General features: G+C 37.4%; 26 protein-coding genes. 17 read left to right on the forward strand and 9 right to left on the reverse strand.

The features are described from left to right. Positions 1 to 18: 18 nt before the first annotated feature. Entirely contained in the window at positions 19 to 870 is an 852-nt protein-coding gene (gene ispE, locus OLW01_RS05875) for a 4-(cytidine 5'-diphospho)-2-C-methyl-D-erythritol kinase (RefSeq protein ID WP_268075801.1), read from the reverse strand. Then, positions 867 to 1460, reverse strand: coding sequence for a lipoprotein insertase outer membrane protein LolB (gene lolB / locus OLW01_RS05880; RefSeq protein ID WP_268075802.1), 594 nt, complete (start codon positions 1458 to 1460; stop codon positions 867 to 869). The genes ispE and lolB overlap by 4 nt, the downstream gene beginning before the upstream one ends. 72 nt (positions 1461 to 1532) lie before the next feature. Here lolB and hemA point away from each other — a divergent pair, with 72 nt between their 5' ends. The 4 genes from hemA to OLW01_RS05900 all read left to right on the forward strand — a co-directional run bounded on the left by hemA (position 1533) and on the right by OLW01_RS05900 (position 6383). Further along, a complete protein-coding gene (hemA, locus tag OLW01_RS05885) occupies positions 1533 to 2789 on the forward strand; it encodes a glutamyl-tRNA reductase (RefSeq protein ID WP_268075803.1) in 1257 nt (418 codons plus the stop codon). A 10-nt stretch (positions 2790 to 2799) separates the two neighbouring features. Continuing rightward, on the forward strand, positions 2800 to 3891 hold the full coding sequence (gene prfA, locus OLW01_RS05890; RefSeq protein WP_268075804.1) for a peptide chain release factor 1: 1092 nt from the start codon (positions 2800 to 2802) through the stop codon (positions 3889 to 3891). A 1-nt stretch (position 3892) separates the two neighbouring features. After that, positions 3893 to 4768 (forward strand): peptide chain release factor N(5)-glutamine methyltransferase, encoded by an 876-nt coding sequence (prmC, locus tag OLW01_RS05895; RefSeq protein ID WP_268075805.1) that lies wholly within the window; start codon positions 3893 to 3895, stop codon positions 4766 to 4768. A 79-nt stretch (positions 4769 to 4847) separates the two neighbouring features. Next, the gene (locus tag OLW01_RS05900; protein ID WP_268075806.1) at positions 4848 to 6383 is read left to right on the forward strand and encodes a DUF3369 domain-containing protein; all 1536 of its coding nucleotides are present in this window, start codon (positions 4848 to 4850) and stop codon (positions 6381 to 6383) included. Positions 6384 to 6484: 101 nt separating this feature from the next. Here OLW01_RS05900 and panB read toward each other — a convergent pair whose 3' ends face one another. Beyond that, positions 6485 to 7234 (reverse strand): 3-methyl-2-oxobutanoate hydroxymethyltransferase, encoded by a 750-nt coding sequence (panB, locus tag OLW01_RS05905; RefSeq protein ID WP_268075807.1) that lies wholly within the window; start codon positions 7232 to 7234, stop codon positions 6485 to 6487. A gap of 216 nt (positions 7235 to 7450) precedes the next feature. Here panB and OLW01_RS05910 point away from each other — a divergent pair, with 216 nt between their 5' ends. The 10 genes from OLW01_RS05910 (at position 7451) to OLW01_RS05955 (ending at position 16784) form a co-directional block, all read left to right on the forward strand. Then, positions 7451 to 7729, forward strand: a complete 279-nt coding sequence (locus OLW01_RS05910; protein ID WP_268075808.1) for a hypothetical protein — start codon at positions 7451 to 7453, stop codon at positions 7727 to 7729. A 548-nt stretch (positions 7730 to 8277) separates the two neighbouring features. Continuing rightward, positions 8278 to 9462 (forward strand): BaiN/RdsA family NAD(P)/FAD-dependent oxidoreductase, encoded by a 1185-nt coding sequence (locus tag OLW01_RS05915; RefSeq protein WP_268075809.1) that lies wholly within the window; start codon positions 8278 to 8280, stop codon positions 9460 to 9462. 43 nt (positions 9463 to 9505) lie between these two features. After that, positions 9506 to 9694 carry a nucleotidyltransferase substrate binding protein gene (locus tag OLW01_RS05920; RefSeq protein WP_326498599.1) on the forward strand — a complete coding sequence of 63 codons (189 nt, stop codon included), beginning with the start codon at positions 9506 to 9508 and terminating at the stop codon, positions 9692 to 9694. A 364-nt stretch (positions 9695 to 10058) separates the two neighbouring features. Beyond that, positions 10059 to 10367 carry a hypothetical protein gene (locus OLW01_RS05925; RefSeq protein ID WP_268075810.1) on the forward strand — a complete coding sequence of 103 codons (309 nt, stop codon included), beginning with the start codon at positions 10059 to 10061 and terminating at the stop codon, positions 10365 to 10367. A gap of 172 nt (positions 10368 to 10539) precedes the next feature. Beyond that, positions 10540 to 10926 (forward strand): septal ring lytic transglycosylase RlpA family protein, encoded by a 387-nt coding sequence (locus OLW01_RS05930; RefSeq protein ID WP_268076165.1) that lies wholly within the window; start codon positions 10540 to 10542, stop codon positions 10924 to 10926. A 127-nt stretch (positions 10927 to 11053) separates the two neighbouring features. Further along, on the forward strand, positions 11054 to 12130 hold the full coding sequence (locus OLW01_RS05935; RefSeq protein WP_268075811.1) for an AI-2E family transporter: 1077 nt from the start codon (positions 11054 to 11056) through the stop codon (positions 12128 to 12130). Between the two features lie 40 nt (positions 12131 to 12170). Continuing rightward, positions 12171 to 13172 carry an amidoligase family protein gene (locus OLW01_RS05940; protein ID WP_268075812.1) on the forward strand — a complete coding sequence of 334 codons (1002 nt, stop codon included), beginning with the start codon at positions 12171 to 12173 and terminating at the stop codon, positions 13170 to 13172. Further along, complete coding sequence (locus OLW01_RS05945; RefSeq protein ID WP_268075813.1) at positions 13124 to 13846, forward strand: gamma-glutamyl-gamma-aminobutyrate hydrolase family protein; 723 nt, start codon at positions 13124 to 13126, stop codon at positions 13844 to 13846. The genes OLW01_RS05940 and OLW01_RS05945 overlap by 49 nt, the downstream gene beginning before the upstream one ends. Before the next feature lie 50 nt (positions 13847 to 13896). Further along, positions 13897 to 14334: a YqaA family protein gene (locus OLW01_RS05950; protein WP_268075814.1), complete on the forward strand. Its 438-nt coding sequence runs from the start codon at positions 13897 to 13899 to the stop codon at positions 14332 to 14334. A gap of 47 nt (positions 14335 to 14381) precedes the next feature. Further along, complete coding sequence (locus OLW01_RS05955; RefSeq protein ID WP_268075815.1) at positions 14382 to 16784, forward strand: ABC transporter substrate-binding protein; 2403 nt, start codon at positions 14382 to 14384, stop codon at positions 16782 to 16784. Positions 16785 to 16843: 59 nt separating this feature from the next. Here OLW01_RS05955 and OLW01_RS05960 read toward each other — a convergent pair whose 3' ends face one another. Then, the gene (locus tag OLW01_RS05960; protein WP_326498594.1) at positions 16844 to 17272 is read right to left on the reverse strand and encodes an FKBP-type peptidyl-prolyl cis-trans isomerase; all 429 of its coding nucleotides are present in this window, start codon (positions 17270 to 17272) and stop codon (positions 16844 to 16846) included. A gap of 27 nt (positions 17273 to 17299) precedes the next feature. Continuing rightward, complete coding sequence (locus OLW01_RS05965; RefSeq protein WP_268075816.1) at positions 17300 to 18127, reverse strand: SDR family oxidoreductase; 828 nt, start codon at positions 18125 to 18127, stop codon at positions 17300 to 17302. Between the two features lie 37 nt (positions 18128 to 18164). Here OLW01_RS05965 and OLW01_RS05970 point away from each other — a divergent pair, with 37 nt between their 5' ends. Continuing rightward, positions 18165 to 18605 (forward strand): tellurite resistance TerB family protein, encoded by a 441-nt coding sequence (locus OLW01_RS05970; protein WP_268075817.1) that lies wholly within the window; start codon positions 18165 to 18167, stop codon positions 18603 to 18605. Positions 18606 to 18648: 43 nt separating this feature from the next. On the opposite strand, the gene OLW01_RS05975 is transcribed toward OLW01_RS05970, so the two are convergent. From OLW01_RS05975 to OLW01_RS05990, 4 genes are all read right to left on the reverse strand, one after another. Next, positions 18649 to 19083, reverse strand: a complete 435-nt coding sequence (locus OLW01_RS05975) for a hypothetical protein (protein ID WP_268075818.1) — start codon at positions 19081 to 19083, stop codon at positions 18649 to 18651. 110 nt (positions 19084 to 19193) lie between these two features. After that, entirely contained in the window at positions 19194 to 19802 is a 609-nt protein-coding gene (msrQ, locus tag OLW01_RS05980) for a protein-methionine-sulfoxide reductase heme-binding subunit MsrQ (RefSeq protein WP_268075819.1), read from the reverse strand. A gap of 46 nt (positions 19803 to 19848) precedes the next feature. Next, positions 19849 to 20865, reverse strand: coding sequence for a protein-methionine-sulfoxide reductase catalytic subunit MsrP (msrP, locus tag OLW01_RS05985; RefSeq protein WP_268075820.1), 1017 nt, complete (start codon positions 20863 to 20865; stop codon positions 19849 to 19851). Positions 20866 to 20967: 102 nt separating this feature from the next. Next, positions 20968 to 21789 (reverse strand): mechanosensitive ion channel family protein, encoded by an 822-nt coding sequence (locus OLW01_RS05990; RefSeq protein WP_268075821.1) that lies wholly within the window; start codon positions 21787 to 21789, stop codon positions 20968 to 20970. 478 nt (positions 21790 to 22267) lie between these two features. Here OLW01_RS05990 and dsbC point away from each other — a divergent pair, with 478 nt between their 5' ends. After that, on the forward strand, positions 22268 to 22990 hold the full coding sequence (dsbC, locus tag OLW01_RS05995; protein ID WP_268075822.1) for a bifunctional protein-disulfide isomerase/oxidoreductase DsbC: 723 nt from the start codon (positions 22268 to 22270) through the stop codon (positions 22988 to 22990). A 1-nt stretch (position 22991) separates the two neighbouring features. Beyond that, complete coding sequence (recJ, locus tag OLW01_RS06000) at positions 22992 to 24704, forward strand: single-stranded-DNA-specific exonuclease RecJ (RefSeq protein ID WP_268075823.1); 1713 nt, start codon at positions 22992 to 22994, stop codon at positions 24702 to 24704. Positions 24705 to 24729 lie beyond the last annotated feature (25 nt).

Consider the following 24729-nt stretch of genomic DNA (forward strand, 5'->3'; position numbering starts at 1 on the left):
GCTTGCTTAGACTAAAGGCTAAAACTGTTCTGCTAACAAAGCATGAACAGGTGAAAGATTTAGGGTATCAACAACATATGTTTGAATACCTTGTGGCGCATTGTTTGCAATTTCTTCCGCTTGTTTTTTGTTTTCAAACAAAGCAAAACAGCAAGCACCAGACCCTGTCATTCTCGATGGCGCGTATTCTATCAACCAGTTTAAGGTTTTGGCAACCAAAGGAAAGCGTGCTTTTGCAATAGATTCAAAGTCATTATGCGTTTTTTCGAACGAATATTGAGCAAAATCTATTTTTGAGGTGTTTCTAGGCAGCGCTTTATCGGCAAAAATAGCTTGGGTTGAAATATGGCAATTTTTAGGAATTGCCAATAATAAAGTTTGCGGCTGAACTTGAGTTGGATACAAAAATTCCCCTATGCCTTGTGCAAAGGCTGTTTGCCCCTGAACGAACACAGGCACGTCTGCGCCTAGCTTTACGCCTATTTCAGTTAACGCTTTTAACGATAAATTAAGTTGCCATAATTTATTTAAAACTAATAAAGTTGTGGCGCAATTTGAAGAACCGCCACCTAAACCAGCACCCGTTGGAATATTTTTTTGCACGCTAATTTCAACGCCAAAATTATTTTTGACGAGCGGCTGTAAAATTTTTGCCGCTTTATAAATTAAATTTTCTTTAGGCGATAAATTTAATAAATCACCAGTTAATTTTATTTCATTGTCTTGGGTTAGCTTAAAATGCATCTGGTCGGCAAGGCTAACAAATTGAAATAAAGTTTGTAATTCGTGATAGCCGTTCTCTCTTTGGCCCGTAATGTGTAAAAACCAGTTTATTTTAGCGGGTGATAAACAGCTTAATTCAGTTTTCATTGATTAATATGGTCCCACTGATTAATTTGCAAAATGACAGTTAAAGTAGGGGTTTCGCACTTTATTTTTTGAGGCAGTTTTAAGTGACCAAGTGTTTGATAACTTAAATAAGTTATGGTCCACTCTTGAGTTGAACTGGTTCTGACCAATACTTTTTTTGCCAAACCGTTATCGTGTGTATTAATGACAACGCCATTATGTACGCCCTTTACCCAGTTAGATAAATGTTGAATGGGTAATTTCCAGCCGATTTGTTTAGCAATTAAACCTTGTGGATCGTTTGATTGGTAATTTGCACCGTCGGCATCAATTTCAATGTAGTTTGTTGTGCCTTTTATATCGGCTAATTGAATACCTAAATAAGTACTTAGTTTTATATGGTAGTCACTGGATTTTTGTTGCCAATAAAAGGTGGCTGATTTTGCTTGTTGTGTTGTTTTAAAGGCTATTTTACCCTTAATGGTATAGTTTTGAATTTGGTTTGCATGCTCAATTTTTGACAAGTCGACAGGGGATAAACTACTACAAGCTTGTATAAATATAACAAATATCAATAAAGTTAGTCGATTCAAGGTGCTAAAGGCTTTCAATCTGTGTGTCCATCTCGTAAAATTACCCACTTCGCAAAATCATACATCATTTAGGCAGACTAAGACGTATCAATGGCATTATTTTCTTTCGGTATTAGCTATAAAACAGCTCCGGTTAGTATACGGGAGAAAGTTGCATTTTCCACTGAGCAAATTGTTGAATTTGTTCTGGCACTCAAGCAAGCCGATATCGCTGACGAAGCTGTCGTTGTTTCTACCTGTAACCGAACCGAAGTTTACCTGACCAGTAGCGAATTTAATAGAGCCGATGCGCTCAATTGGTTAACCAAAATACATGGTGTAAATAGTGAAAAGCTAAATGATTGCTTATATTTTTATAGTGAATCAGAGAGTGTGCGCCATGTTATGCAAGTAGCTTGTGGTTTGGATTCTATGGTTTTAGGCGAGCCGCAAATTTTAGGGCAACTAAAACAAGCTTATGCAGTAGCTGATCAGCACAGATTTATTGGCGGTCCTTTATCTAAATTATTTCAAATGACTTTTTCAGTCGCTAAAGATGTGCGTACCAACACTGAAATTGGCGAATCTGCGGTATCAGTTGCCTTTGCGGCGGTGAGTTTAGCAAAACAAATTTTTGCTGATTTAGCTAAAGCAAAAGTATTATTAGTTGGAGCAGGTGAAACAACCGAATTAGTTGCTCGTCACTTATATGATTCAGGCGCTCGCGAACTGACAGTGGCCAATAGAAGTGTACAGCGCGCTGAAAGCTTAGCGAATGAGTTTAACGCTCATGTTTCAACCTTGTCGCAAATCCCAGACTTATTAACTGAAGTCGATATTGTGGTTAGTTCAACGGCCAGTACGTTACCTTTAATTGGTAAAGGCATGGTTGAAAATGCAATAAAACAACGCCGTAATCGTCCAATCTTTATGGTTGATTTAGCTGTGCCAAGAGATATTGAAACCCAAGTTAACGATATAGATAATATTTATCTATATACAGTTGACGACTTACAAGGCATAGTCCAACGCAATCAAAAAAAGCGTTTAGTCGCAGCCGAGCAAGCACAACAAATAATTGAAGTTGAAATTGAAAACTATCAGCTTTGGCTTAAGTCGCTTGAGTCAGTTGACTACGTTAGAAGTTATCGTGCGCAGGCCGAGCAAATTAAAAATACTTTATTGCAGCGTGCTTTAAATCAACTAGAGCAGGGCGCTGATGCACAAAAAATTGTTACTGAGTTAAGTAATAAATTAACCAATCAATTAGTGCATACACCCACGGTGGCATTAAAAGTGGCTGCAAGCGCAGAAGATAAATCCAATATTGAATTTTTAGCCGAGCATCTTGGCGTTAATCCAGAGTAAAAAATATATCATGAAAGAATCTATAATTTACAAACTTGAACTACTCGAAGAAAGATATGAAGAAGTTCAAGCCATGTTAGGTGATGCTGAAATCATTACAAATCAAGACAAATTTAGAGCTTTATCTAAAGAATATGCACAACTTGAAGAAGTCGTAAAAGGTTTTCGAGCTTATCAACAAGCACAAGAAGATTTAGCTGCCGCTGAAGAAATGCTTGAAGAAGATGACGCTGAAATGAAAGAAATGGCTCAGGAAGAAATCAAAGCCGCAAAAGCGACACTTGAAGCGTTAACTCATGAACTACAAATTTTGTTATTACCTAAAGATCCAAACGATAGCCGCAATTGTTATATTGAAGTGCGAGCTGGTGCTGGTGGTGATGAAGCGGGTATTTTTGCTGGCGATTTGTTCCGAATGTATTCACGTTATGCTGAAAGTAAGCGTTGGCAGGTTGAGTTAATCAGTGCAAACGAAAGTGAACAGGGCGGTTATAAAGAAGTTGTTGCCAAAATAAATGGCGATGGCGCTTACGGCGAACTTAAGTTTGAATCAGGCGGCCACCGCGTGCAGCGTGTACCTGAAACAGAGTCTCAAGGTCGTATCCATACTTCGGCTTGTACGGTAGCAGTATTACCAGAAGTACCAGAATCAGAAGCCATTCAATTAAACCCAGCCGATTTACGAGTCGATACCTATCGTGCATCTGGTGCCGGTGGTCAGCACGTAAATAAAACCGATTCAGCTATTCGACTAACTCACTTACCAACAGGTATTGTTGTAGAGTGTCAAGATGAACGATCGCAACATAAAAACCGTGCCAAAGCCATGTCGGTTTTAGTGGCACGTATTCAAGCGGTAGAAGATGAAAAACGTCGCAGCGAAGAAGAATCAACTCGTCGCAGTTTAGTGGGCAGTGGGGATCGTTCTGAACGTATCCGTACTTATAATTATCCGCAAGGTCGAATTACAGATCATAGAATCAACTTAACTTTATATCGCTTAAATGATGTAATAGCCGGTGATTTAAGTGCAGTATTAGAACCTATTATTCAAGAACATCAAGCTGACCAGCTTGCAGCTTTATCTGAATCTGATATTTAAGATGTTAATTCAAGCGCCATTTTCAATTGAACAAGTTTGGCGTCAGGCCGCCAGCTTGTTAACTGAATCTGACTCGGCGCAATTAGATGCCCAACTTTTGTTATTAAAAATACTTAATAAAAATGACCGTGCTTATTTGCATACTTGGCCTGAAAAAATCCTAACTGAAACTCAAATATTAGCTTTTGAGCAAGATTTACAACAAAGGTTAGCAGGCAAACCCGTTGCTCACATATTAGGGTTTAAGGAATTTTGGGGACTTGAACTCCAAGTGAATGCTTCAACTTTAATTCCCCGACCTGATACCGAAATTGTTATTGATACCGTATTAAATTTGTACCAAAGCAAATTAATGTCGCAAATAAAGGTATTAGATTTAGGCACTGGAACCGGTGCAATTGCCTTGGCCATTAAATCAGAATGTCCACAATGGCAGGTTGATGCGGTAGAATACTCAGCGCCCGCATATCAGCTTGCTAAAAGTAATGCTGAACGATTAAATTTGCCTATTAATGTATATCAGGGGAGTTGGTTTGAGCCACTAAAGCAGGGTAATAACTCACCTCTAAAATACGATCTTATTGTATCAAATCCACCTTATATCGATAAAAATGATCCACATTTAGTGCAAGGTGATGTGAGATATGAGCCTGAATCTGCGTTGATTGCAAATGACAATGGCTTGTCTGATATTAAACATATAATAGAGCAAAGCCCAAATTATTTAACCAAACAAGCTTGGCTAATAATAGAACACGGTTATCAGCAAGCTCAGGCCGTACAAAGCTTATTTAATTTATTTCCCCATTTTAAACATATCCAAACTCAGCCTGATTTATCTGGTCAGCCTCGAATTACCTTTGCACAATTTTATTAAATTTTCTTGTTAACTTTAATAACCTAAACTAGTTTTATATAGATCAATAATAATTAAACTCGCCTATGGATTAATTGGTATGCCCAATGATTTTTTATTCAATGATGAAAATATTGAAGATGCACCTGCTTTAGATTCTAATTGGAAGGTCATGATAGTTGATGACGAAGAAGAAGTTCATGCGGTTACTAAATTAGCATTAAATGATTTTCAATTTCAAAATAGGGGGCTTGAGTTTATTAGCGCCTATTCTGGAGAGCAAGCCAAAAAAGCAATTATTGATCATCCAGATACCGCGGTTATATTACTAGACGTTGTTATGGAAACAGACGATGCAGGCTTACACGTTGTCGATTTTATTCGTAATCAAGCTCACAACCACTTTGTTAGAGTGATTTTGCGCACCGGGCAACCTGGCCAAGCGCCGGAGCGTCAGGTCATTATTAATTATGATATTAATGACTACAAATCAAAAACTGAACTGACCGCGCAAAAGTTATTTACGGTAATAATGTCTAGCCTAAGATCGTACCGAGATATGATGGCACTTGAAAAAAACCGAGTGGGGCTTGAAACCGTTATCCGAGCGTCAGCTAATTTATTTAGCAACCATTCGATGGAAAGCTTTATTCAAGGCTTATTACAACAATTAATTTCAATCGTTACTTGCTCAAATGAAGCTATGTATATTACTTCACTCGTTGCAGATGATGAAACGGGCAGTGGAGAATTAATTATCGTAGCAGGACAAGGTGAATTTGAAGGGGTTGAAGGCAAAAAGCTATTTGATGTTGTCGATCCACAAATAAAGTCATCTTTTGAACAGGCTATTGGCAACAGAAGCATTATTTATGGGCAAGGATATATTGTTGCGTATTGCCAAAGCCGAACCACTAGAGGCGCTTTGCTATATATTGCCAATATAGCCGAAACTTTATCAGAAACAGATAAGCATCTAATAGAGCTATTTACTCAAAATGTGCAAATCGCATTTGATAACGTGTTATTAACCCAAGATATTGAAAATACTCAAAAAGAAGTTGTCATTCGGATGAGTGAAGCGGTTGAATGTCGCTCAAAGGAAACCGGTAATCACGTTAAGCGGGTGGCTAAATATTGTCGGGTAATGGCTAAATATTTACATATGTCAGCGCAAGATACTGAGCATTTAGTGCTTGCAGCGCCTTTGCATGACATTGGTAAAATCGGTATTCCTGACATTATTTTAAATAAACCAGGTAAGCTAGATGATGCAGAGCGAGATATTATGAAAAGCCATGCCGATTTGGGCTATCAAATATTAAAAGATAGCAATAAACCTATCATTGCTGCCGGTGCTGTGATTGCATTAGATCATCACGAAAAATGGGACGGTAGTGGCTATCCTAATAATAAAAAAGGGACTGATATTCATTTGTTTGGTCGAATTGTTGCATTAGCAGATGTGTATGATGCACTTAGAAATGAACGCTGCTACAAAGCAGCTTGGTCTTGCGAGCAAACATTAGAACTAATTAAAAATGAATCAGGTTTGCACTTTGATCCTGAATTAGTTGAAATTTGTCTCAGTCATGTAGATGAATTTGAAGCTATTTTAACGGATTATCCTGATTAAAGTTTTACCGAGACAGCCATTTAACTGTCTGTCTCGCGCGGTTAAAAAACCGATATACAAGCTGCTTACACCAATTAAAGACGCTAATTTATGCTTTTAAATTAAGGAAATTGCTTGTGTTGCACTTCATCTTTAAATTGTGTTGCCACTTTTAATACTGTATCGCTAACATGCGCGTATTGCTTTGAAAACGGCGGCCAATAATCTCCTATACCTAGTGCATCGTTTATTACTAATACTTGTCCATCAGTTTCGCCGCCCGCACCAATACCAATAACAGGTACAGTCAACTCATTGCTTATTTGTGCGCCAAGTTGAGCTGGTACATGCTCCACCACCAACATACCAGCGCCAGCTTCAATTAATTTTTTTGAATCTTCAATAATTTGCTGAGCTTCGTTTTCGTCTTTACCTACTTTTTTAAAACTGGTTGCTTTTTGGGGAGTTAATCCAGTATGAGCAACAACTTCAATGCCTTGGGCACAAATTGCTTTAACGGCATCAAAATAAGGCCCTTCTAATTTTACACTGTCGGCCCCGGCAGCAATAATTCGCTTGGCATTTGTGACGGCATCATCAATTGATTCATACGACAGATGGGGCAAGTCGCCAATAATATGCGTATTAGGGGCACCACGACGAACGCCTTCAATATGATAAATCATATGTTCCATGGTAACATCGCGAGTGCTGCTAAAGCCCATTTCAACCATGCCGACAGAATCTCCGACCAAAATGATAGGTATGCCTGCTTGTTCAATGCTACGAGCAATAGGACAGTTATAAGCAGTTAACATGCTAATGCGGTTAACGCCTTTAAATTGTTGAAGTTGTTTTAATGTTTGTTTCATAAAGTTCAAAAAATAGCACGTTCAATAACGCTCAAGGATACTCTTTTTTTGAGTAAAATAAAAAGATTTAAACCCGTTAAGTACCTCGCAAATTGTAAAAAATTGAGTGAGCTTGCTCACAAAATAAATTTGTAACGCTGGCCATGATTTAAATAACCGTTAAATTCGTATTCAGAGTTTAAGCTGTTAATCTCAACAATTTATAATGAGGTGATTATGAAAATAAAATTATTATGCTCTGCTTTATTATGGGCGGGTTGCATTCAAATCAGTTATGCCAACGATCAAACTCAAACAAATAAGCAAAGCAACCTTAAAGCGGTTGAACAACATCAACAAAGAGAACGTGAATTAGAACAAGCACTTGAAAATATAAGTGATGAAAACAATCAAAGTTCAAGTAAACAAAAAAACGAAAAAATGAAACGTGAAAAGCGAGAGCAGCAACTACAAGCTCAATTTGAACAGCAGCAAAATCAAAATAAACTTAATTAAGCTTTTCCGCTCGAGTTATGCGGCAAGTAGGCTAAAGTATTTAAATCTATACGAGTGCACTGTTAATTTAAATAAGTTAATAAGAACAGCGCGAATCAAGCTCTTTGCAAGGAAACACAATGTATTAATTTGATCCTACTCAGCCGAAATCGCATTAATTATCCGCATTGACGATACCGCTAAGCTCAACGCGCTAATTGCTTATGGGCTCATGGTCGCTGGATTATTGAACGGTATTTTGTGGTTTATTGGCGCATTTTGGGCCATGGTGAAACGCGGCGACGCTAAAGGATCAATATTTGAAGATCATGACTCAAATATTGTCTCCATCTTTTGGTGGAGTATGTTATTTAGTGTTATCGGTTTTATCTTGCGGTTTATTTTTATTGGTTATTTTATATTATGTGCAATCTGGATTTGGGCTGTGTTTAAAATTGTAAAAGGATTAGCGAAAATAACTTCAAATAAAACCTATTGTCCTTAAATACATTTAAATCCTGTTATAATGCGTGTAGTTTTTGGATTTAAATATGTGACTGGATAATAGTGTGAAAGAGTTTGATGTAGTGGTTATAGGCGCGGGCGCGGCAGGTTTAATGTGCGGTGCAACAGCAGGATATCGCGGTAAAAGCGTGGCCATACTTGATATGGGTAAAAAAGCCGGTCGAAAAATCCTCATTAGTGGCGGTGGTCGCTGTAATTTTACTAATGAAAACACTAAGCCAGAAAACTACCTTTGCCGAAACCCTCACTTTGTTAAATCTTGTTTAAGTCGTTACACTCAATTTGATTTTATTGACTTGGTCGACCGACATGGTTTGGCATTTCATCACAAAACCTTAGGTCAGTTATTTTGCGACAACAGTGCCCAGGATATTGTTGATATTTTAATGACAGAGTGCGAGTGGGCAGGCGTAGAGGTTACGTTGCGTACCGAAGTGCTCAAAGTATCAAAAAATGAAGATGGTTATTATTTAAATACCTCAAATGGCGATTACCAATGCCAATCTTTAGTCGTCGCTAGTGGTGGCTTAACCATGCCAAAACTAGGTGCCACGCCTATTGGCTATCAAATTGCCGAGCAATTTAATTTAGCTGTATTGCCAACTACAGCAGCCTTGGTGCCATTTACCTTACATGATCACGATAAACAACGCTTTGATGGTTTATCTGGTATGAGTATTGATTGTTTGGTTAGTAGCGAAAACGAACAAAGCTTTCGCGAAAATATATTATTTACCCATCGTGGTTTATCAGGCCCGGCTATTTTGCAAATTTCATCCTACTGGCAAGCAGGCCAAGCGGTGAGTATTAATTTATTACCTGATTTAACCTTATCAGAATTAATAGCAAGCTGGCGTCAAAACAGCCCTAAAAAATCACTTAAAAATTGTTTATCTGAAATTTTACCCAAACGTTTTATTGAAATATTAATCAATGAGCAAGCCATTCCAGACAAAGCGGTCAATCAATTGACCCATACTGAAATTAAACAAATTCATGATTATTTTCATAACTGGATGATTAAACCCAATGGCACGGAAGGATATCGAACCGCAGAAGTCACACTAGGCGGCGTTGACACAGACGAACTCAGCTCAAAAACCTTTGAAGCCAAAAAAGCCAAAGGCTTGTATTTTATTGGCGAAGTCACCGAAGTGACAGGTTGGTTAGGCGGCTATAATTTTCAATATGCATGGAGTAGTGGGGTCGCTTGTGGGTTGGCGGTTTAGTTTATTCAGCAATAAACGATAAATTAATACAACAGACGAATAAATTAGAGATGGATTAATCCAAAGATTTGAATTTACGGGTGAAGTCCGTCATAAAATGCTAAAGCGTTTTTTAGAATCAAGCGCAGCCGATCCAACAGAGTTTGAGCAAGCTAGTTTTCAATACATTATTCGCAGCGCTAATGAAAAAGCTTTACTCAAAGACGACTGGACTCATTGGCACTTATACTGATAAATGAGAGGCAAAACGGGTCATACCTATGACGAGTCAGATTTATCTTGGAAAGTTGATTTATTAAACTGGTCGATGCTATCGGATTCATTCAAATCTATTATTCAAAACAGCCATAGTGAAATACAATAAAAATTTTTTATATAGATTCATTATCCGGTATTAGTCTAATTAACTCCAGTTGTATTAACTTTAGTGTTGTTCGAGTGATTCTGTAGCGTTTTTAAAGATAGTTCAGATATCTGTTGACGGTAAGGAAATCAAAGGTGGGGCGAGTTTAATTAACGTGCCAGCATTGGGCTTTCTTTTTAAATGTGTTGTAAACTAGCGGGCTAGTAAATAGCAATAATAAAATAGATTTAATATGAAAAAATTGTCAAAAGTACAACTTAAACAACAAGCGGCTGTGATGTCGGCTGTTACAAAATTAGAAGAAAAAGCACTTGCTGAGCTAGCAGGTGTAAAGCAGTGCTGGTTTGATATGGATTACGATGCTTTTCCTGGGTCTTTATTAGTGAGAGTTCAATTTATTGATGAAGCCGATATACAAACAGCAGAGCCGCAGCTATTAATGTGGCGAAAACGATTAGCTGGCTTATTACTTAAAAAAGGAATTTTGGTTAAAGATATGCGGCGGCATTTAGTTTTTACGCTACAAGACCCTGATGATTGAGCGCACTTAAAACAAATTAAAATTTAATTTATGAGCGGTTTGTGCGTAATAACGCAATTTTTCTTTAAAACTAAATAACTGAGTCTAGATTGTGTTAATTATACAGGTTAAAGCGTTGACCGTAAAAGTCTGTAACGCGCAAGTTTAGGAGATAAGATTAACTTTGCAGTGGATTAAACTAGTTAAACCCGTATTGATATTTGTTTATTTTGGTATGTTAGCGGCTTGCTCAACAGTGCCTATGCAATCAAAATCTGACGCCGTTGGGTATACTGAATCGGGCGGTGCTTCGTATTATGCGGCTAAATATCACGGCCGACAAACCGCTAGCGGTGAAACTTTTAATCAAAATCATTTAATGGCGGCACACAAAATATTGCCTTTTGGATCTCGAGTTAAAGTTACAAATCTTGCAAATAATCAATCGGTGACGGTTAAAATTAACGACAGAGGCCCCTTTGTCTCTGGCCGTGTAATTGATTTATCTCGTGCTGCTTTTTCAAAAATAGCAAATCTAAACCAAGGGGTTGTTCAAGTAACCATTCAAGTTGTTGATTAAGTTGACTGCTTCACTTTAATACGGCTTTGTTGATATATCACTTGTTATTTATAGAGACAATCCTTATGTTAGTAGGCTTACCGTAAAATAAATAACACATATAAAAGGTTATCAAGGGCTGATTAACATGGAACCTCAAAAATCGATTAAAAAAAATAATTATAAAGTTTGGGGACTCCCATTTTTAGTTATTGTTATTACCATTACTTCGCTTTCATTCGCAAAAGATTTTTTATTACCCGTTATCTTAGCTTTTTTATTGAGCTTGGTTTTATCACCTGCAGTTCGCTTTTTAATAAAAATTAAAATCCCAGTTGTTTTAGCGAGTTTAATAATGCTAATGGTGAGCTGCGCCATTTTTGTCGGCGCTTTATGGCTGGTGACGCCGGGGGTCGCTCAGTGGATGTCGGCTGCGCCTGAAAAAATAGAGCAACGCTTAAGCACAGATAAAGAAATTAAAAGTACAATAGATAAACTGCAAGAAACCTCTAAAAAAGTAAATGACGCAGTTGAAAAAATTGCCATTGAAGATAAACCAGCCAGTCAAACTAAGGTTGTAATTGAGCAAACTTCTTGGTCGTCAGATATTTTAAATGCGTTACAGTTGGGGCTCAGTCGAACTTTGCTCATTTTTGCCCTCACTATGTTTTTATTAACGAGTGGTCATGAGCTAATTTTAAATTTAATCCATTTATCTAGCCAACCCAAAAAACGAAAGCGGCTTATTCGGCTATTTCAGCGTTTAAGGCGAGAGGTTGGGCAATATTTGGGCGCCGCATTTTTAGTTAATTTAGCATTAGGTTGTATTACCAGTACGGTATTTTGGTATTTAGAAGTGCCACTTGCTTGGACTTGGTTGGTATTAATTACCTTTTTACGTTTTATTCCTTATGTCGGTATTAGTTTAATCGCGATATTATTACTGTTAGTTTCAATGACTCACTTCCAGAGTTTACAGGAAACCCTAATGCCGCTAGGTATTTTTATGGGGTTGTCGACTATTTTTGGCTTTTTTGTTGATCCAATGGTGCACAGCGTTCGTTTAAAAGTGAACCCAGTTGTTGTTTTTGTTTCGGTTATTTTTTGGGGCTGGTTATGGGGCGCTGCAGGGGCAATCTTGGCTGTGCCTTTGCTAACCGTTGCATTGGTTACTGCTGATTGTATGAATTGGGATAAAGTCACTCGAATTGTCACTCGTGCTTAACTTAATGTTATTTTAAGTTTGTATTTTTAAGGAGATGTATATGGTGAATAATTCGGTAAAATTTGTTTTGCCTCAGCAGTTAAATAAAGCTGATGGTTCACCTCGGCGAGTGGGCTATGAGTTAGAGTTTGCCGGTTTAGAGTTAGATAAAGTGGTTAATATTTTAGCCAAGCAACTAGATGCAAAGATTGAGGCTAAGTCGCAAGCTGAAAGCATTGTGTTTAGTGAATCTTTAGGTAAATTCAAGGTCGAGCTAGATTGGCAATACGCCAAAGAAACCGCCGCTGAGCGAGCGCAAGAATTAGGTAAAGATAAAAACGATGATAAATTAACACATTGGTTAACTAAAATTGCGAGCCAAATTGTGCCAGTTGAGATCGTTTGTCCGCCAATCGCAATTGAAGATTTACATAAACTTGAACCCGCTATTAATCAATTAACATCGGCTGGCGCGTTAGGGACTGATGAATCTATTCTTTACGCTTTTGGGGTTCATATTAATCCCGAGTTACCTGATTTAACACCAGGCGTTATCGCCAATTATTTAAAAGCTTACTCAATTTGCCAAGACTGGTTAATTAAAACGCATCAGGTTGATCCAGTAAGGCGAGTTACGCCTTATATTAATCCGTTTCCAGACCAGTATATAAAAGTTGTGTTGTCTTATGACGATAAGGTCACCATTAGTCAGTTGATAGACGATTATCTTGAGCACAACCCAACTCGTAACCGAGCATTAGATGTATTGCCACTGTTTAAATTTTTAGATGAGAACAAAGTACTCGCTAAAATAGGGGATGATCGAGTTAACGCAAGACCGACTTTTCATTATCGCTTACCTAATTGTGAAATTGATCAAAAAACATGGTCATTGGCTCAAAGTTGGAATATTTGGAGTGTGGTTGAGTCGCTAGCAAACCGACAAAATTTACTCACCGAATTATCGCAACAATGGTTTGAACATTATTCAATTATTCAATTTAAAAAGGCACCATGGCACAAAACACTCGATCAACTTTATCAAAACCTATTATCGGCGTAACAGGTAATAATAAAAGTTTTTCACCATCTTGGATTTGTATTCGTTTAGCCATTTTTTTAGCTGGTGGTAAGGCTAAGCGAATCAGCACGGATCATTTAGTTAATTCGGCGCAGTTGCAAGGGTTGGTGATTAGTGGCGGCGATGATATTCACCCCGAGCTGTATGGTGAACCAATCGATCCTAATTTATATTATGATACAGCGCGTGATAAATTAGAAATTAGCTATATTGAATATGCTTTTGCTAATAACATTCCTATGCTCGGCATTTGTCGAGGCTACCAATTGATTAATGTAGTTGCGGGTGGGAGTTTGTACGCAGATATCAGCAAAATGCGTAAAAAAACGTCTAATAAAAATCAATTATTACCGGTTAAAACGGTTGATATTCAAGCTGATTCATTGCTTTTTACTTGTTTGGGCAATAAAAACCATTGCAAAGTGAATAGTTTACATCACCAGGCTATTAAACAATTGGGCGCTAATTTAAAAGCCGTTGCCACCGATAAAGATGGTTTCATTCAAGCTATTGAAAGCAATCAAAGTTTAGCTAAACTTAACCATCAAAATGTAAGCCAAGTTATGGGTGTGCAGTGGCACCCTGAATATTTATGGTATTTAAAATCTCAACGAGGGTTATTTAAACGTTTAGTGAACCAAGCTAAGCAAAAATAGCTGACTTGAAAAAGCCTAATTGGCCGACTTATCGCATTTAACGGAGGCTTATGCTTTCTTACTTTATATTATTTTCGTCATCTTTTTTAGCAGCAACGATACTGCCATTTTACTCTGAATTTGTGTTATTTGCTTTATTAAAACAAGGTGAGCCCGCGTGGTTATTGCTGCTATTAGCAACAGCGGGTAATACATTAGGCTCAGTTGTAAATTGGTATATTGGTTTATATATACTCAAATTTAAAGATAAACGCTGGTTTTATTTTAAAGACCGGCAAATAGAAAGGGCACAAATTTGGTTTCAGCGTTATGGTGTTTGGAGTTTATTATTTGCGTGGTTGCCTTTAGGGGGCGATGTGTTAACTTTAATCGCTGGGGTAATGAGAGTTAAATTTTTTACTTTTATCGCGCTAGTTGGTGTCGGTAAATTTTTACGCTATGTAGCTGTTTTATATGCTACTCAATTGAGTTTAAATTACTTAAGTTAATTTTGCTACTACACTTATTTGAATTAATTAAGGGCTATAGGTAATGAATGATCTTCTTATACAAAACAAGATTTTGGCTCACGTTTAATGCTTTCATTAAAAAGCGATACGATATTAATTTAAGTCACTTTGGCATTGCTTTATGTGCGCTATTTAACTCGCCTTTGGCTTTTGGCGCTGAAACTGTAACCTTGAATTTAAAGTGGAAACATCAATTTCAATTTGCCGGCTACTATATGGCAAAAGAAAAAGGATTTTATCAAGCCGAAGGTTTCAATGTTATTATTAAAGAGCGAGACGCTACACAAAACATATTTAAACCTGTTTTAGATAAAACCGCTGAATTTGGGGTGGCTGATTCTTCGATTGTTTTGCAGTATTTACAAGGACAGCCGTTTGTTATTTTAGCGGCAATATTTCAACACAGCCCACTCGTTTTATTAACTCGAAATGAAGATAATATTTATAGTCCTTATGAGTTGATTGGCAAAAATGTAATGTATCAGCGAGGGGTCGATGATGCCTCTCTTCATGCTATGTTTACAACGCTTGGTATTAAAAATAATCAATACAATTTAATCCCCCAAAACTTTGATCCGTTAGCTTTAAATAATCCGGATCTGGATGCAATGTCTGCTTATATAACGAATCAGCCTTATTTATATGAGCAAACAAATATGTCAATTAGAATCATGGAACCAAGCAATTATGGCATCGATTTTTATGGAGACCTTTTATATACGCACAGTGATTACGTAAAGGAAAATCCTGAACGCGCCGCAGCTTTTAAACGCGCGAGTATATTAGGTTGGCAATACGCATTAGCCCATATTGATGAAACTGTCGAGTTGATTGTCCAGCGTTACAATTCAAGTAAAAGCGCAGAACATTTGCACTATGAAGCTGAGCGCAGTTTGTCGATGATAGCGTCAGATTTTGTCCCCATTGGTACATTGCATCAACAAAGGTTTGAAAAAATAGTTCAAATATATGAAAAGCTAGGCATGGTTGAGACAGCTATTAGCCTAGATCGCTTAACTTTGCCTTCTTATCTTGAAACCGATAAACGTGACGCGGCAATGCAACTCAAGGTTGCGTCCATTACCATTATGTTTTTTTTATTAGCCCTTATGTTGCTTTATATTTTTAATCGGCGTTTAAAACAAGCGGTTATCTTAAAAACACAGCAATTAGAAAATTTAAACAAAAGGTTGCAGCAACAGGTAATGGTAGTTGAAGAATCGAACAAATCTTTGTTGCAGGCTAAAGAAATGGCTGAATCTGCAAACAAAGCTAAATCGAGTTTTTTATCTAACATGAGTCATGAAATTCGTACGCCTTTAAATGCGGTAATCGGCTTTACTCAACTCGCGACGTTAACATCTGATCCCAAAAAAATTATTGATTATCTACGCCAAATTAAAGTATCAGCTAATCATTTACTGGCTTTAATAAATGATATTTTAGATTTATCAAAAATTGAGTCTAATGCGATCCAACTCGAGTCTTTGCACTTTTCATTGCAAAGTTCAGTAGAAAAAGTTATTCAAATTTGTGCATTAAAAGCAAATGATAAACATATAGAGCTTAAGTTCATCATTGAGCAGGATGTGAAAGATCATTTAATTGGCGATGCATTAAGGTTTGAGCAGGTGTTAATTAATTTACTGTCAAACGCGATTAAATTTACCGAGCAAGGCGCTGTTAAGTTAATTATAAAAAATAAAACCATTGAAAAGCAAAGCCAGCAAAACATAACTCGCTTGGTAATTGAGGTGATTGATAGCGGAATTGGAATGAGCCAAGAGCAGCTAGATTTAATTTTTAAACCATTTGTTCAAGCCGATAATTCGACGACTCGCCTTTATGGTGGTTCGGGCTTAGGTTTAGTTATCTCAGAACAAATTATTCGTTTAATGAATGGCGATATTTGGGTAACGAGCGAAGTTGGCGTCGGCTCTAATTTTACCTTTGAAGTTGAGCTTGGTTATTCTGAACAAGCTATTGTACAAACTAATGAAGTTACGCTTACTCGTACGACAAAAAATGAAATACAACCTTTGGCATACCAACATCAAACTGTGCTGTTAGTTGAAGATAATGAAATTAATCAAATAATAGCACAAAGCATGCTTGAGCAATTAGGTCTGTCAGTGGATCTTGCTCATAATGGCGAACAGGCGGTAAACCTATGTAAGCAGAATGACTATAGGCTTATCTTTATGGATGTACAAATGCCAGTTATGGATGGGCTGAGTGCAACTCAAGCGATTAGAGCGTTTAATTCAAGGGTTTGTATTATTGGAATGTCGGCCAATGCCAGTTCTGAAGACATTAGCCAAGGTAAACAGGCTGGTATGAATAATTATATTACCAAACCCATTGAGTTTGAAAAGCTCACCAGTGTGCTGAACTTATATTTAAGCTCGACTGCATCCACCATCGCCTAAGTTTTATATGTGTAAACAGGTACAACAAATTGCGTGCGTTTTTTAGGCTTATGGCGTGTTTATTCAACTCTAATCAAACGCACGTCAAAATGAAGTAGGGCGTTTGGGCCAATTTTACCGCGGTTCCCTTTTTTACCCCAAGCCAGTTCGGCAGGAATAACAAACTCATAACGGGCGCCAATTGGCATTAATAATATACCTTCGCGTAAGCCCTCTATTGCTTCATTTAGGGCAAAGGTTTCAGGTAAACCTGCTTTATAGCTATCGGCAATAACACTGCCATCTGCTAGTAATATGCGTTGATTTATCACCACTGTATCACTTAGCTGCGGATAGGTTTTTTGCTCTGCTTGCTCAATTATTTTGTACATTAAACCTGACTCGGTTGTAATGCTGTCAGGGTGCTGACTAAATTTAGTTAAAAATGCTTCACTATTTTTTTTGTTAAGGCCTGCTGAACCTTTTGACTTTACAGATTTTTTCGCCACGATTTTGCTTTAACCTTTTAATATAAATTATGATTTTTTTAAAATTTTATCGAGCCAAGCGGTAGGTAAAATCCGCTTTAATGTACCCATTACGTAAGTTGGAACGGTGACATAATATCTGGCTTTAGGTCGGTTGGATTCAAGTGCATGAATTAACTTTTTATAAACTGCATCCGGACCTAAGGTAAATTTAACAGCTGGTCCTTCTGTTTTTAAACGCTCAACCATTTTTTGATAAGTTTGCTTGAATCGACTCTGTTCCGGTTGAATATTTTGCTCAAATTGAGTTAATGCATTGGCTCTAAAATTCGATAAAATCGGACCGGGTTCGATTAAACTTATTTTTATATTGGTATCGGCTAGCTCCAGTCTTAGCGTATCCGTTAACCCTTCGATTGCAAATTTTGATGCATTATAAGGTCCGCGAAAGCGCATCGCAACTAAACCTAATACCGAGCTATTTTGAATAATTCGACCATTGCCTTGCTTAAGCATTTGTGCAACACACAGTTGCGTTAGTTGGTGCCAGCCAAATACATTGCTTTCAAACTGTTGGCGTAATAAATTGCGACTAATATCTTCAAGTGCACCGGGCTGGGCATAAGCACCGTTATTAAAAAGCGCATCAATTCGTCCTGACGATTGTGCCATTGCCCACTTAAAACCTTGTTCCACACTATTTGAATCAGACAAATCAAGGTGCTGGCATAAAATGCCCAAGTTTGTTAATTTGCTTATATCTTTTGGGTTTCTAACCGTTGCTAATACAAGGTAACCCGCTTTGTGTAGCTCATGCGCGCAATAGTATCCAATACCCGACGAACAACCTGTTATTAAAATAGTTTGTTGATGCATAATAACGCCATTTTTATAAATGATTGAGATTAAACATATGTTATCAGGATTAAAGCAGTTTTTTGAAAAAAATCTGAGCAAACAAAATGAATCAAAAAAAATGAGTGATGAGCTAGCGATTGCTTGTTTATTAGCTGAAGTTATTTTTGCAGATAATGAATTTGATCAGCAAGAATGGCAAACGCTGTTAGGGCGTTTAAAGCGTAGTTTGGATTTATCAGACGAAGCGCTCAACGAACTAGCAGACTCAGCAAAAGAGCAAGTTCAACAAGCGAGTGATTTATATCAATTTACGAGTGTCGTTAAAGCGCTAGCCTATGAAAAGCGAATCGATTTGTTGCAAGGCTTGTGGCATGTTGCATATGCAGACGGGAAAATTGATCCTCATGAAGAGCATATTATTCGTCGTATTAGCGAATTAATTGGCTTGACTCATCGCGATTTTATTCAAGCGAAACTGAGTCAAGCTAAAGATTAATCAAGTTAAAGACTAATGCAGGTAATTGAATAGCGGGTAAAATTTATACGTTTGGTTTTTTACATTGAGCTTGCACGCTTGATCGTTTGTCGTAAGTGTAAATATGCACCCATAATTCATGCGTGGCTAATTCATTCCAAAAATCTGTTTGTTGGGCAGCAGGGCAAATCATTTGATTGATATAAGCCTGTTGTTGATCTTCTGACATATCCAGTTTATTGGGAATTTGAATATACGCATTAATGCTGTTGTTTGTCACTTCAGTTCCTTGAAAACGCCAGTCACCATAGACAAATTTAGCTTGAAATGTTTGTTTTACATTTTGTACTATCGTTTTGGGAATATCTCCGTTTGAAGCGTTAAGCGCCTGGCTGGTTTGATAAGCGGATGCTTTATTACAGGCTGATAATGTACCTGCAAGCATGCTAATGACAGCGCTGAATGCAAATAATTTAATTGCTTTTTTTAAATTTAACATAGTCATTTCATCCGATAAGCTAACTAGTTAAGTTATCGGATTTAAAAACTAAAACTTGAATATTTTTTAATGACTATTTTAGCGCTAGCTTCTAGTATGAGATTTTAGTACTAGGTTCTAGTATTGGGTTTTAACCAACGGCCAATTTTATCTCGTTTAAACCAAAGCAAACTGAGTATGATTAATAAATAAATTAAGGGTTCGGTAATATCGGCTTTGCGTGACCAGTAAAAGTGAATCCAAACTAAAAGGCTGGCAGGATAAATCCAGTTGTGGACGAGTTGCCAATTTTTGCCTAATTTACGTTTCGCAAAAAATGGAGAGGTGACGGCAAGAACGAATAAAATGACAAACCCCGACATACCCAGCCATATATAAGGCCTTTTAACTAATTCCTCAATAAATAAAGTAAACTGAAAATTAAGCTCAAACCACCAAAAATTGAGTACATGAGTAGCTGCATAAAAAAAGCAATATAGGCCAATTAAACGTCTGGTTTGCATGAACCATGCTTTTTTAAAATATTTGGCTATCAATGACACCATGAGAGTTATGATTAATAAATTGAGTGCACCTATCCCCGTAAAATGAATGATCGCTTTTACCGGATCTGCGCCATTTTGATCTGTGATAGACCAGTAATAGTTAAGCGTGATAGGGGTTAAAGCTAATAAATGAATAACAGCTTTAACCCACCACAATAAGTGTTGTTTGGTCATAAATGCCATTTAAGGTTGATTTAAAAATTTTGGATTATTATTTTTATTAAAAGTAGCGCTTTAAATTCATGCCCTTATATAAACTGGCAACTTGTTCACCATATCCGTTAAAAGGTAATGTTTTAATTCGCTCTTGATTAAATAACCCTCCGTCGGTAATTAAACGTTCACTAGCTTGACTCCACCTTGGGTGATCAACATTTGGGTTTACGTTCGCATAAAAACCATATTCACTTGGGGCTGATAAATTCCAAGTTGTATCTGGTTGTTTGTCAGTTAAAGTGATTTCGGTAATACTTTTTATGCTTTTAAAGCCATACTTCCATGGTACGACTAAACGAATAGGGGCACCGTTTTGATTCGGTAAATTTTTGCCGTACAAACCGACAGCTAAAAATGCGAGCGGGTTCATAGCTTCATCTAAACGTAGGCCTTCGGTATATGGAAATGGAATTGATCCACCAATAAATCGACTGGTTTGGCCGCGCATTTCATCTGGGCGGTACAGGGTTTTAAAGCCTACGTATTTCGCTTTTGAACTCACATTAGCTCGTTTTAATAAACTAGCTAATGGAAACCCAACCCAAGGAATCACCATTGACCAAGCTTCGACACAACGCAGCCGGTATACACGCTCCTCTAAACTAAATTGTGAAAATAAGTCGTCATATTCTAGCTTGAATGGTTTATCGACCAGCCCATTTATTTTAACTTGCCAAGGGTCGGTAGTGAGTGCATCGGCGTATGCTTTAGGATCTTTTTTGTCCGTGCCAAATTCATAAAAATTATTATAGCTAGTCACTTTATCTTCTGGAGTCAGTTTAACGCCTGATTTATCTTGGGTTTGAAAATTTAAGTCTCGTAACGTTTGAGTTTTTGTGGCTGGCTTTTGCTCGTCAGATTTAAACCAATCTAAAATATCAGCTTGTGCTGGCGTGCTTAACAGTGCGCCTGCGCCAACAAAACCAAGCTTTTTTAACAAGCTGCGTTTTTCATTGAACACAGATTCGTCGGTAATTTGATTATCTTTAAATTGTGCGCGATTAGATTTTACAATTCTCATGTTTCATCCTGTTAATTCTGTAATACGCAATGATTTCATTTGGATATATATAAGCAGACAGGAAAGCAGGCATTTATATTTCAAAAGCCTGCAAATTCATCATTAAGACAAAATACGCACTTCGCGTTGCGGAAATGGAATTTTAATTCCATTTGCTTTGAGCTGCTCATAAATTTTGGCATTAATTTGGTATTTTAATTCAAAAAATTGAGTGGTTGGCACCCAATAACGTACCCCAATATTAATCGAACTATCACCAAACTCATCGATCCCTATTTGTGCTGGGTTATTGTTATCAATGCCTTCAAAATCAGCCAATATTCGTGAAATTACTGCTACCGCTTTGTGTGGATCTGAGTCATAACTAATCCCGACAATCGTATCTACAAGTTTGTTTTCGTAAGAGTTATATAAAATATCGCCAATTAAATATTTATTTGGGATTACGATATCTTGTTTTTCTTCATTTATCAGCAAGGTATTGCCTAAACGAATTTCCTGTACCACCCCAGTTACATCTTGTACCGTAATGGTATTACCCACTTTAAACGGGCGAGTTAAAATAATAGCTAAACCAGCTCCATAATTAGATAACATGCCTTGCAGTGCCAAGCCTGCACCTAAAGAAATAGCACCAATTGCGGCAACAAAAGGGGTAATGCTAATACCTATTTTGCCTAATGCGATAATAATACCAATCGCTAAAACTGCAATTTTAAGTAGATTAGCCAGAAACTGACTTAGGGTGATATCAACATGCTTATTTAATAAGAACTTCTTTACCAGTCCTGAAAACTTGGCAGCAAGCCATAAAAACAGGATAAAGATAATGAGAGCACCCACCAATTGAAAGCTGTAGGTAACGAGGTATTCAATGGCCATGTCATAATATTTTTGTAATTTTTCAATATCTTGATCGAACATAAACGAGCCTGTATTAATAATAGGTAGCTTAATAGTTATACTCTAGTTTATACCCTTGATGAAGTCACTTCGCTAAAATTTAGCGCTAATTGGAGACTCTGATTGAAAAAAAACAAAATAAGCTGTAACTTTTAGGGTTTGTTTTAGGTCATATAAACTGTTGAGCAATATCGGCTCTGTTTTTATACCCGTGCTACCTCAACATGCTTGATTTCAGCCGGAGAAAAAAAATGCATGAGACAAGGCAAATTGCTAAAAATATAGTCGTTCTACATCAAAGCAATTTAACGGCGTATCACGCATTTTTAGCCCGGCCCCTTGGGAGCTTCACAGCGCTTGCACTACTGCGTTATATTGGTTTGAAAGGTGTCTACATTCCTTTACCAATATGCCTTGTATTGAAAGCGCTGTGATAGCTCTGAAACATGCATCTTGAAATAGCACGGGTATATATATTTTTAATTTAATTGAGTATTTTATGTTTAAAAAAAGCATGTTGAAAAAAACAGCATTTATTATTTCATCAGTCGTAATGACATTTTCTGCGGTCGCTAAACCAAATGAAGCGGCCATTAGCCAATCAGTGCAAGGTCAGCTTGGTTTATCCGTGCAAGAAATCAGTTCATCTCCGGTGGAAGGTATTGCCAGTGTGTTAACTGATCGTGGCCTTTTTTATGTAACAGACGATGGTCAGTATTTATTTCATGGCAATTTATTTAATATTAATGAAGGCATGAAAAACGAAACTGAAGCTAAGATGACAGAGATGCGAAGCGATGAGATGGCTAAATTTAAAGACGATGCCATCGTATATAAAGCAAAAAATGAAAAATATAGCATTAATGTTTTTACTGATATTACCTGTGGTTATTGCCGAAAAATGCACAACGAAATCCAAGGTTATAATGATTTAGGTATAACAGTACGTTACTTAGCCTTCCCACGTGGTGGTTTAAACAGCCAATCATATAACGATATGGTGAGCGTTTGGTGTGCAAAAGATGGGCAGAAAGCATTAACAGATGCAAAAATGAGCAATAAAGTTATTGCCAAAACCTGTGAAAATAATGTAGCCGAGCAATATAAACTGGGTGGAAAAGTGGGTGTTACAGGGACACCAGCGGTTGTTTTAGACAATGGTATGTTGGTGCCAGGTTATCGTCCGCCAGCAGATATGCTTAAAGTATTGCAAGGTAGTTAATATGCAAATAGTTCGGCGAACGGCTGAATTAACTGATCAATTACCACAAAATCTACATCCTTTACTACGTGATGTTTTACTCAAACGCCAAGTAACGAATGCCACGCAATTAGACTTAACGGTTAAGCAGCTTGCTAAACCTGTGTTAGCCGACATTGACGTGGCAGTTGAACTATTGCATCAAGCTATTTTGCTAGATAAAAATATACTGATAGTGGGAGATTTTGATGCAGATGGCGCAACTAGCACCGCATTAACCTACAGCGCGCTTAAACAAGTCGGTGCTAAAAAAATTGATTTTTTGGTACCGAATCGATTTGATTTTGGTTATGGGTTATCTGAACCTTTAGTTGATATTGCTCAGCAGATGAATGCTGAGCTTATTATTACCGTTGATAATGGCATTGCTTGTTTGGCGGGGGTGGCTAAAGCAAAAGCACTCGGTATTTCTGTTATTGTGACTGATCATCATTTGCCTGGTCCAAACTTACCTAATGCTGATGCTATTATTAATCCAAATCGGGCTGATTGTCCGTTTCCCAGCAAAAATATTGCCGGTGTGGGGGTTGCGTTTTATTTAATGCTCGCGCTAAGGGCGCATTTACGTCAACAAAACTATTTTAGTCAATACCAAATAGCCGAGCCTAATTTTGCTGAATTACTCGATTTAGTTGCTTTAGGTACTGTGGCTGATGTAGTACCACTTGATAACATTAACCGAATTTTAGTTCAGCAAGGCATTAACCGAATTCGCCAAGGTTATTGCAGGCCGGGCATTAGAGCGTTATTAGATATTAGCCAAAAAGATCATAAGCAATTAGTGTCGTCTGATTTTGGTTTTGCACTTGGCCCTAGGTTAAATGCCGCTGGTCGGCTAGATGATATGAGTTTAGGGATAAGCTGTTTATTAGCGCCTGATTATACTCATGCCATGCATTTAGCGAGTCGTTTAGATGAACTCAACAAAGAGCGTCGTTCGATTGAAGCCAGCATGCAAACCGAAGCATTAAAAACCATGGAGCAAGTTCATTTTGAAAAAATTCCAGCAGGGATTTGTTTATTTCAGGATGATTGGCACCAAGGGGTTATTGGCATTTTAGCTGGCCGAATTAAAGAAAGGTTTCATCGGCCTGTGGTTATTTTTGCCGAAGATAATGATGATGTGTTAAAAGGCTCTTGCCGTTCGATTACCGGCTTTCATATTCGAGATGCACTTGAAGCGATTGATTCACAGTATCCGGGGATCATTATTAAATTTGGTGGCCATGCAATGGCAGCGGGCTTATCAATTCATAAATCTAAATTTGAGCAATTTAAACAAGCTTTTGAATTGATTATTGATGAACGTATTCAACCACATTTACTAACGAATACCATTTTATCAGACGGAGAATTGCAAGCTCAGGATTTAACCGTAGAAGTGGCAGACTTGCTTAAAAAAGCCATGCCTTGGGGGCAGTGTTTTGACTCACCAGTATTTGATGATATTTTCACCGTAGCCCAAGAAAAACTGCTGCAAGAAAAACACTTAAAATTGGTGTTAATTCATCAGTCAGGTATTGCAGTTGATGCAATTTGGTTTAACTATAACCCAAAATATTGGAAACTAGGTAAAAATACCCAAATGCACGCTGCGTTTCAGCTGGATGTTAATCATTTTAGAGGCAAGTCGCAGGTGCAACTTATTTTACAAGCTGGACTTGAGCTTGCTTAACAGCTAAGCTTTTGTTTTGTTTAAA

The sequence above is a fragment of the Catenovulum adriaticum genome, assembly GCF_026725475.1.
Classification (GTDB): Bacteria; Pseudomonadota; Gammaproteobacteria; order Enterobacterales; family Alteromonadaceae; genus Catenovulum; species Catenovulum adriaticum.

Bases quoted from the DNA above. Each gene is read 5' to 3' on its own strand.
- ispE (WP_268075801.1), bottom strand. From the start codon at position 870: ATGAAAACTGAATTAAGCTGTTTATCACCCGCTAAAATAAACTGGTTT.
- hemA (WP_268075803.1), top strand. From the start codon at position 1,533: ATGGCATTATTTTCTTTCGGTATTAGCTATAAAACAGCTCCGGTTAGT.
- prfA (WP_268075804.1), top strand. From the start codon at position 2,800: ATGAAAGAATCTATAATTTACAAACTTGAACTACTCGAAGAAAGATAT.
- prmC (WP_268075805.1), top strand. From the start codon at position 3,893: ATGTTAATTCAAGCGCCATTTTCAATTGAACAAGTTTGGCGTCAGGCC.
- OLW01_RS05900 (WP_268075806.1), top strand. From the start codon at position 4,848: ATGCCCAATGATTTTTTATTCAATGATGAAAATATTGAAGATGCACCT.
- panB (WP_268075807.1), bottom strand. From the start codon at position 7,234: ATGAAACAAACATTAAAACAACTTCAACAATTTAAAGGCGTTAACCGC.
- OLW01_RS05910 (WP_268075808.1), top strand. From the start codon at position 7,451: ATGAAAATAAAATTATTATGCTCTGCTTTATTATGGGCGGGTTGCATT.
- OLW01_RS05925 (WP_268075810.1), top strand. From the start codon at position 10,059: ATGAAAAAATTGTCAAAAGTACAACTTAAACAACAAGCGGCTGTGATG.
- OLW01_RS05935 (WP_268075811.1), top strand. From the start codon at position 11,054: ATGGAACCTCAAAAATCGATTAAAAAAAATAATTATAAAGTTTGGGGA.
- OLW01_RS05940 (WP_268075812.1), top strand. From the start codon at position 12,171: ATGGTGAATAATTCGGTAAAATTTGTTTTGCCTCAGCAGTTAAATAAA.
- OLW01_RS05945 (WP_268075813.1), top strand. From the start codon at position 13,124: ATGGCACAAAACACTCGATCAACTTTATCAAAACCTATTATCGGCGTA.
- OLW01_RS05950 (WP_268075814.1), top strand. From the start codon at position 13,897: ATGCTTTCTTACTTTATATTATTTTCGTCATCTTTTTTAGCAGCAACG.
- OLW01_RS05955 (WP_268075815.1), top strand. From the start codon at position 14,382: ATGATCTTCTTATACAAAACAAGATTTTGGCTCACGTTTAATGCTTTC.
- OLW01_RS05965 (WP_268075816.1), bottom strand. From the start codon at position 18,127: ATGCATCAACAAACTATTTTAATAACAGGTTGTTCGTCGGGTATTGGA.
- OLW01_RS05970 (WP_268075817.1), top strand. From the start codon at position 18,165: ATGTTATCAGGATTAAAGCAGTTTTTTGAAAAAAATCTGAGCAAACAA.
- OLW01_RS05975 (WP_268075818.1), bottom strand. From the start codon at position 19,083: ATGTTAAATTTAAAAAAAGCAATTAAATTATTTGCATTCAGCGCTGTC.
- msrQ (WP_268075819.1), bottom strand. From the start codon at position 19,802: ATGACCAAACAACACTTATTGTGGTGGGTTAAAGCTGTTATTCATTTA.
- msrP (WP_268075820.1), bottom strand. From the start codon at position 20,865: ATGAGAATTGTAAAATCTAATCGCGCACAATTTAAAGATAATCAAATT.
- OLW01_RS05990 (WP_268075821.1), bottom strand. From the start codon at position 21,789: ATGTTCGATCAAGATATTGAAAAATTACAAAAATATTATGACATGGCC.
- dsbC (WP_268075822.1), top strand. From the start codon at position 22,268: ATGTTTAAAAAAAGCATGTTGAAAAAAACAGCATTTATTATTTCATCA.
- recJ (WP_268075823.1), top strand. From the start codon at position 22,992: ATGCAAATAGTTCGGCGAACGGCTGAATTAACTGATCAATTACCACAA.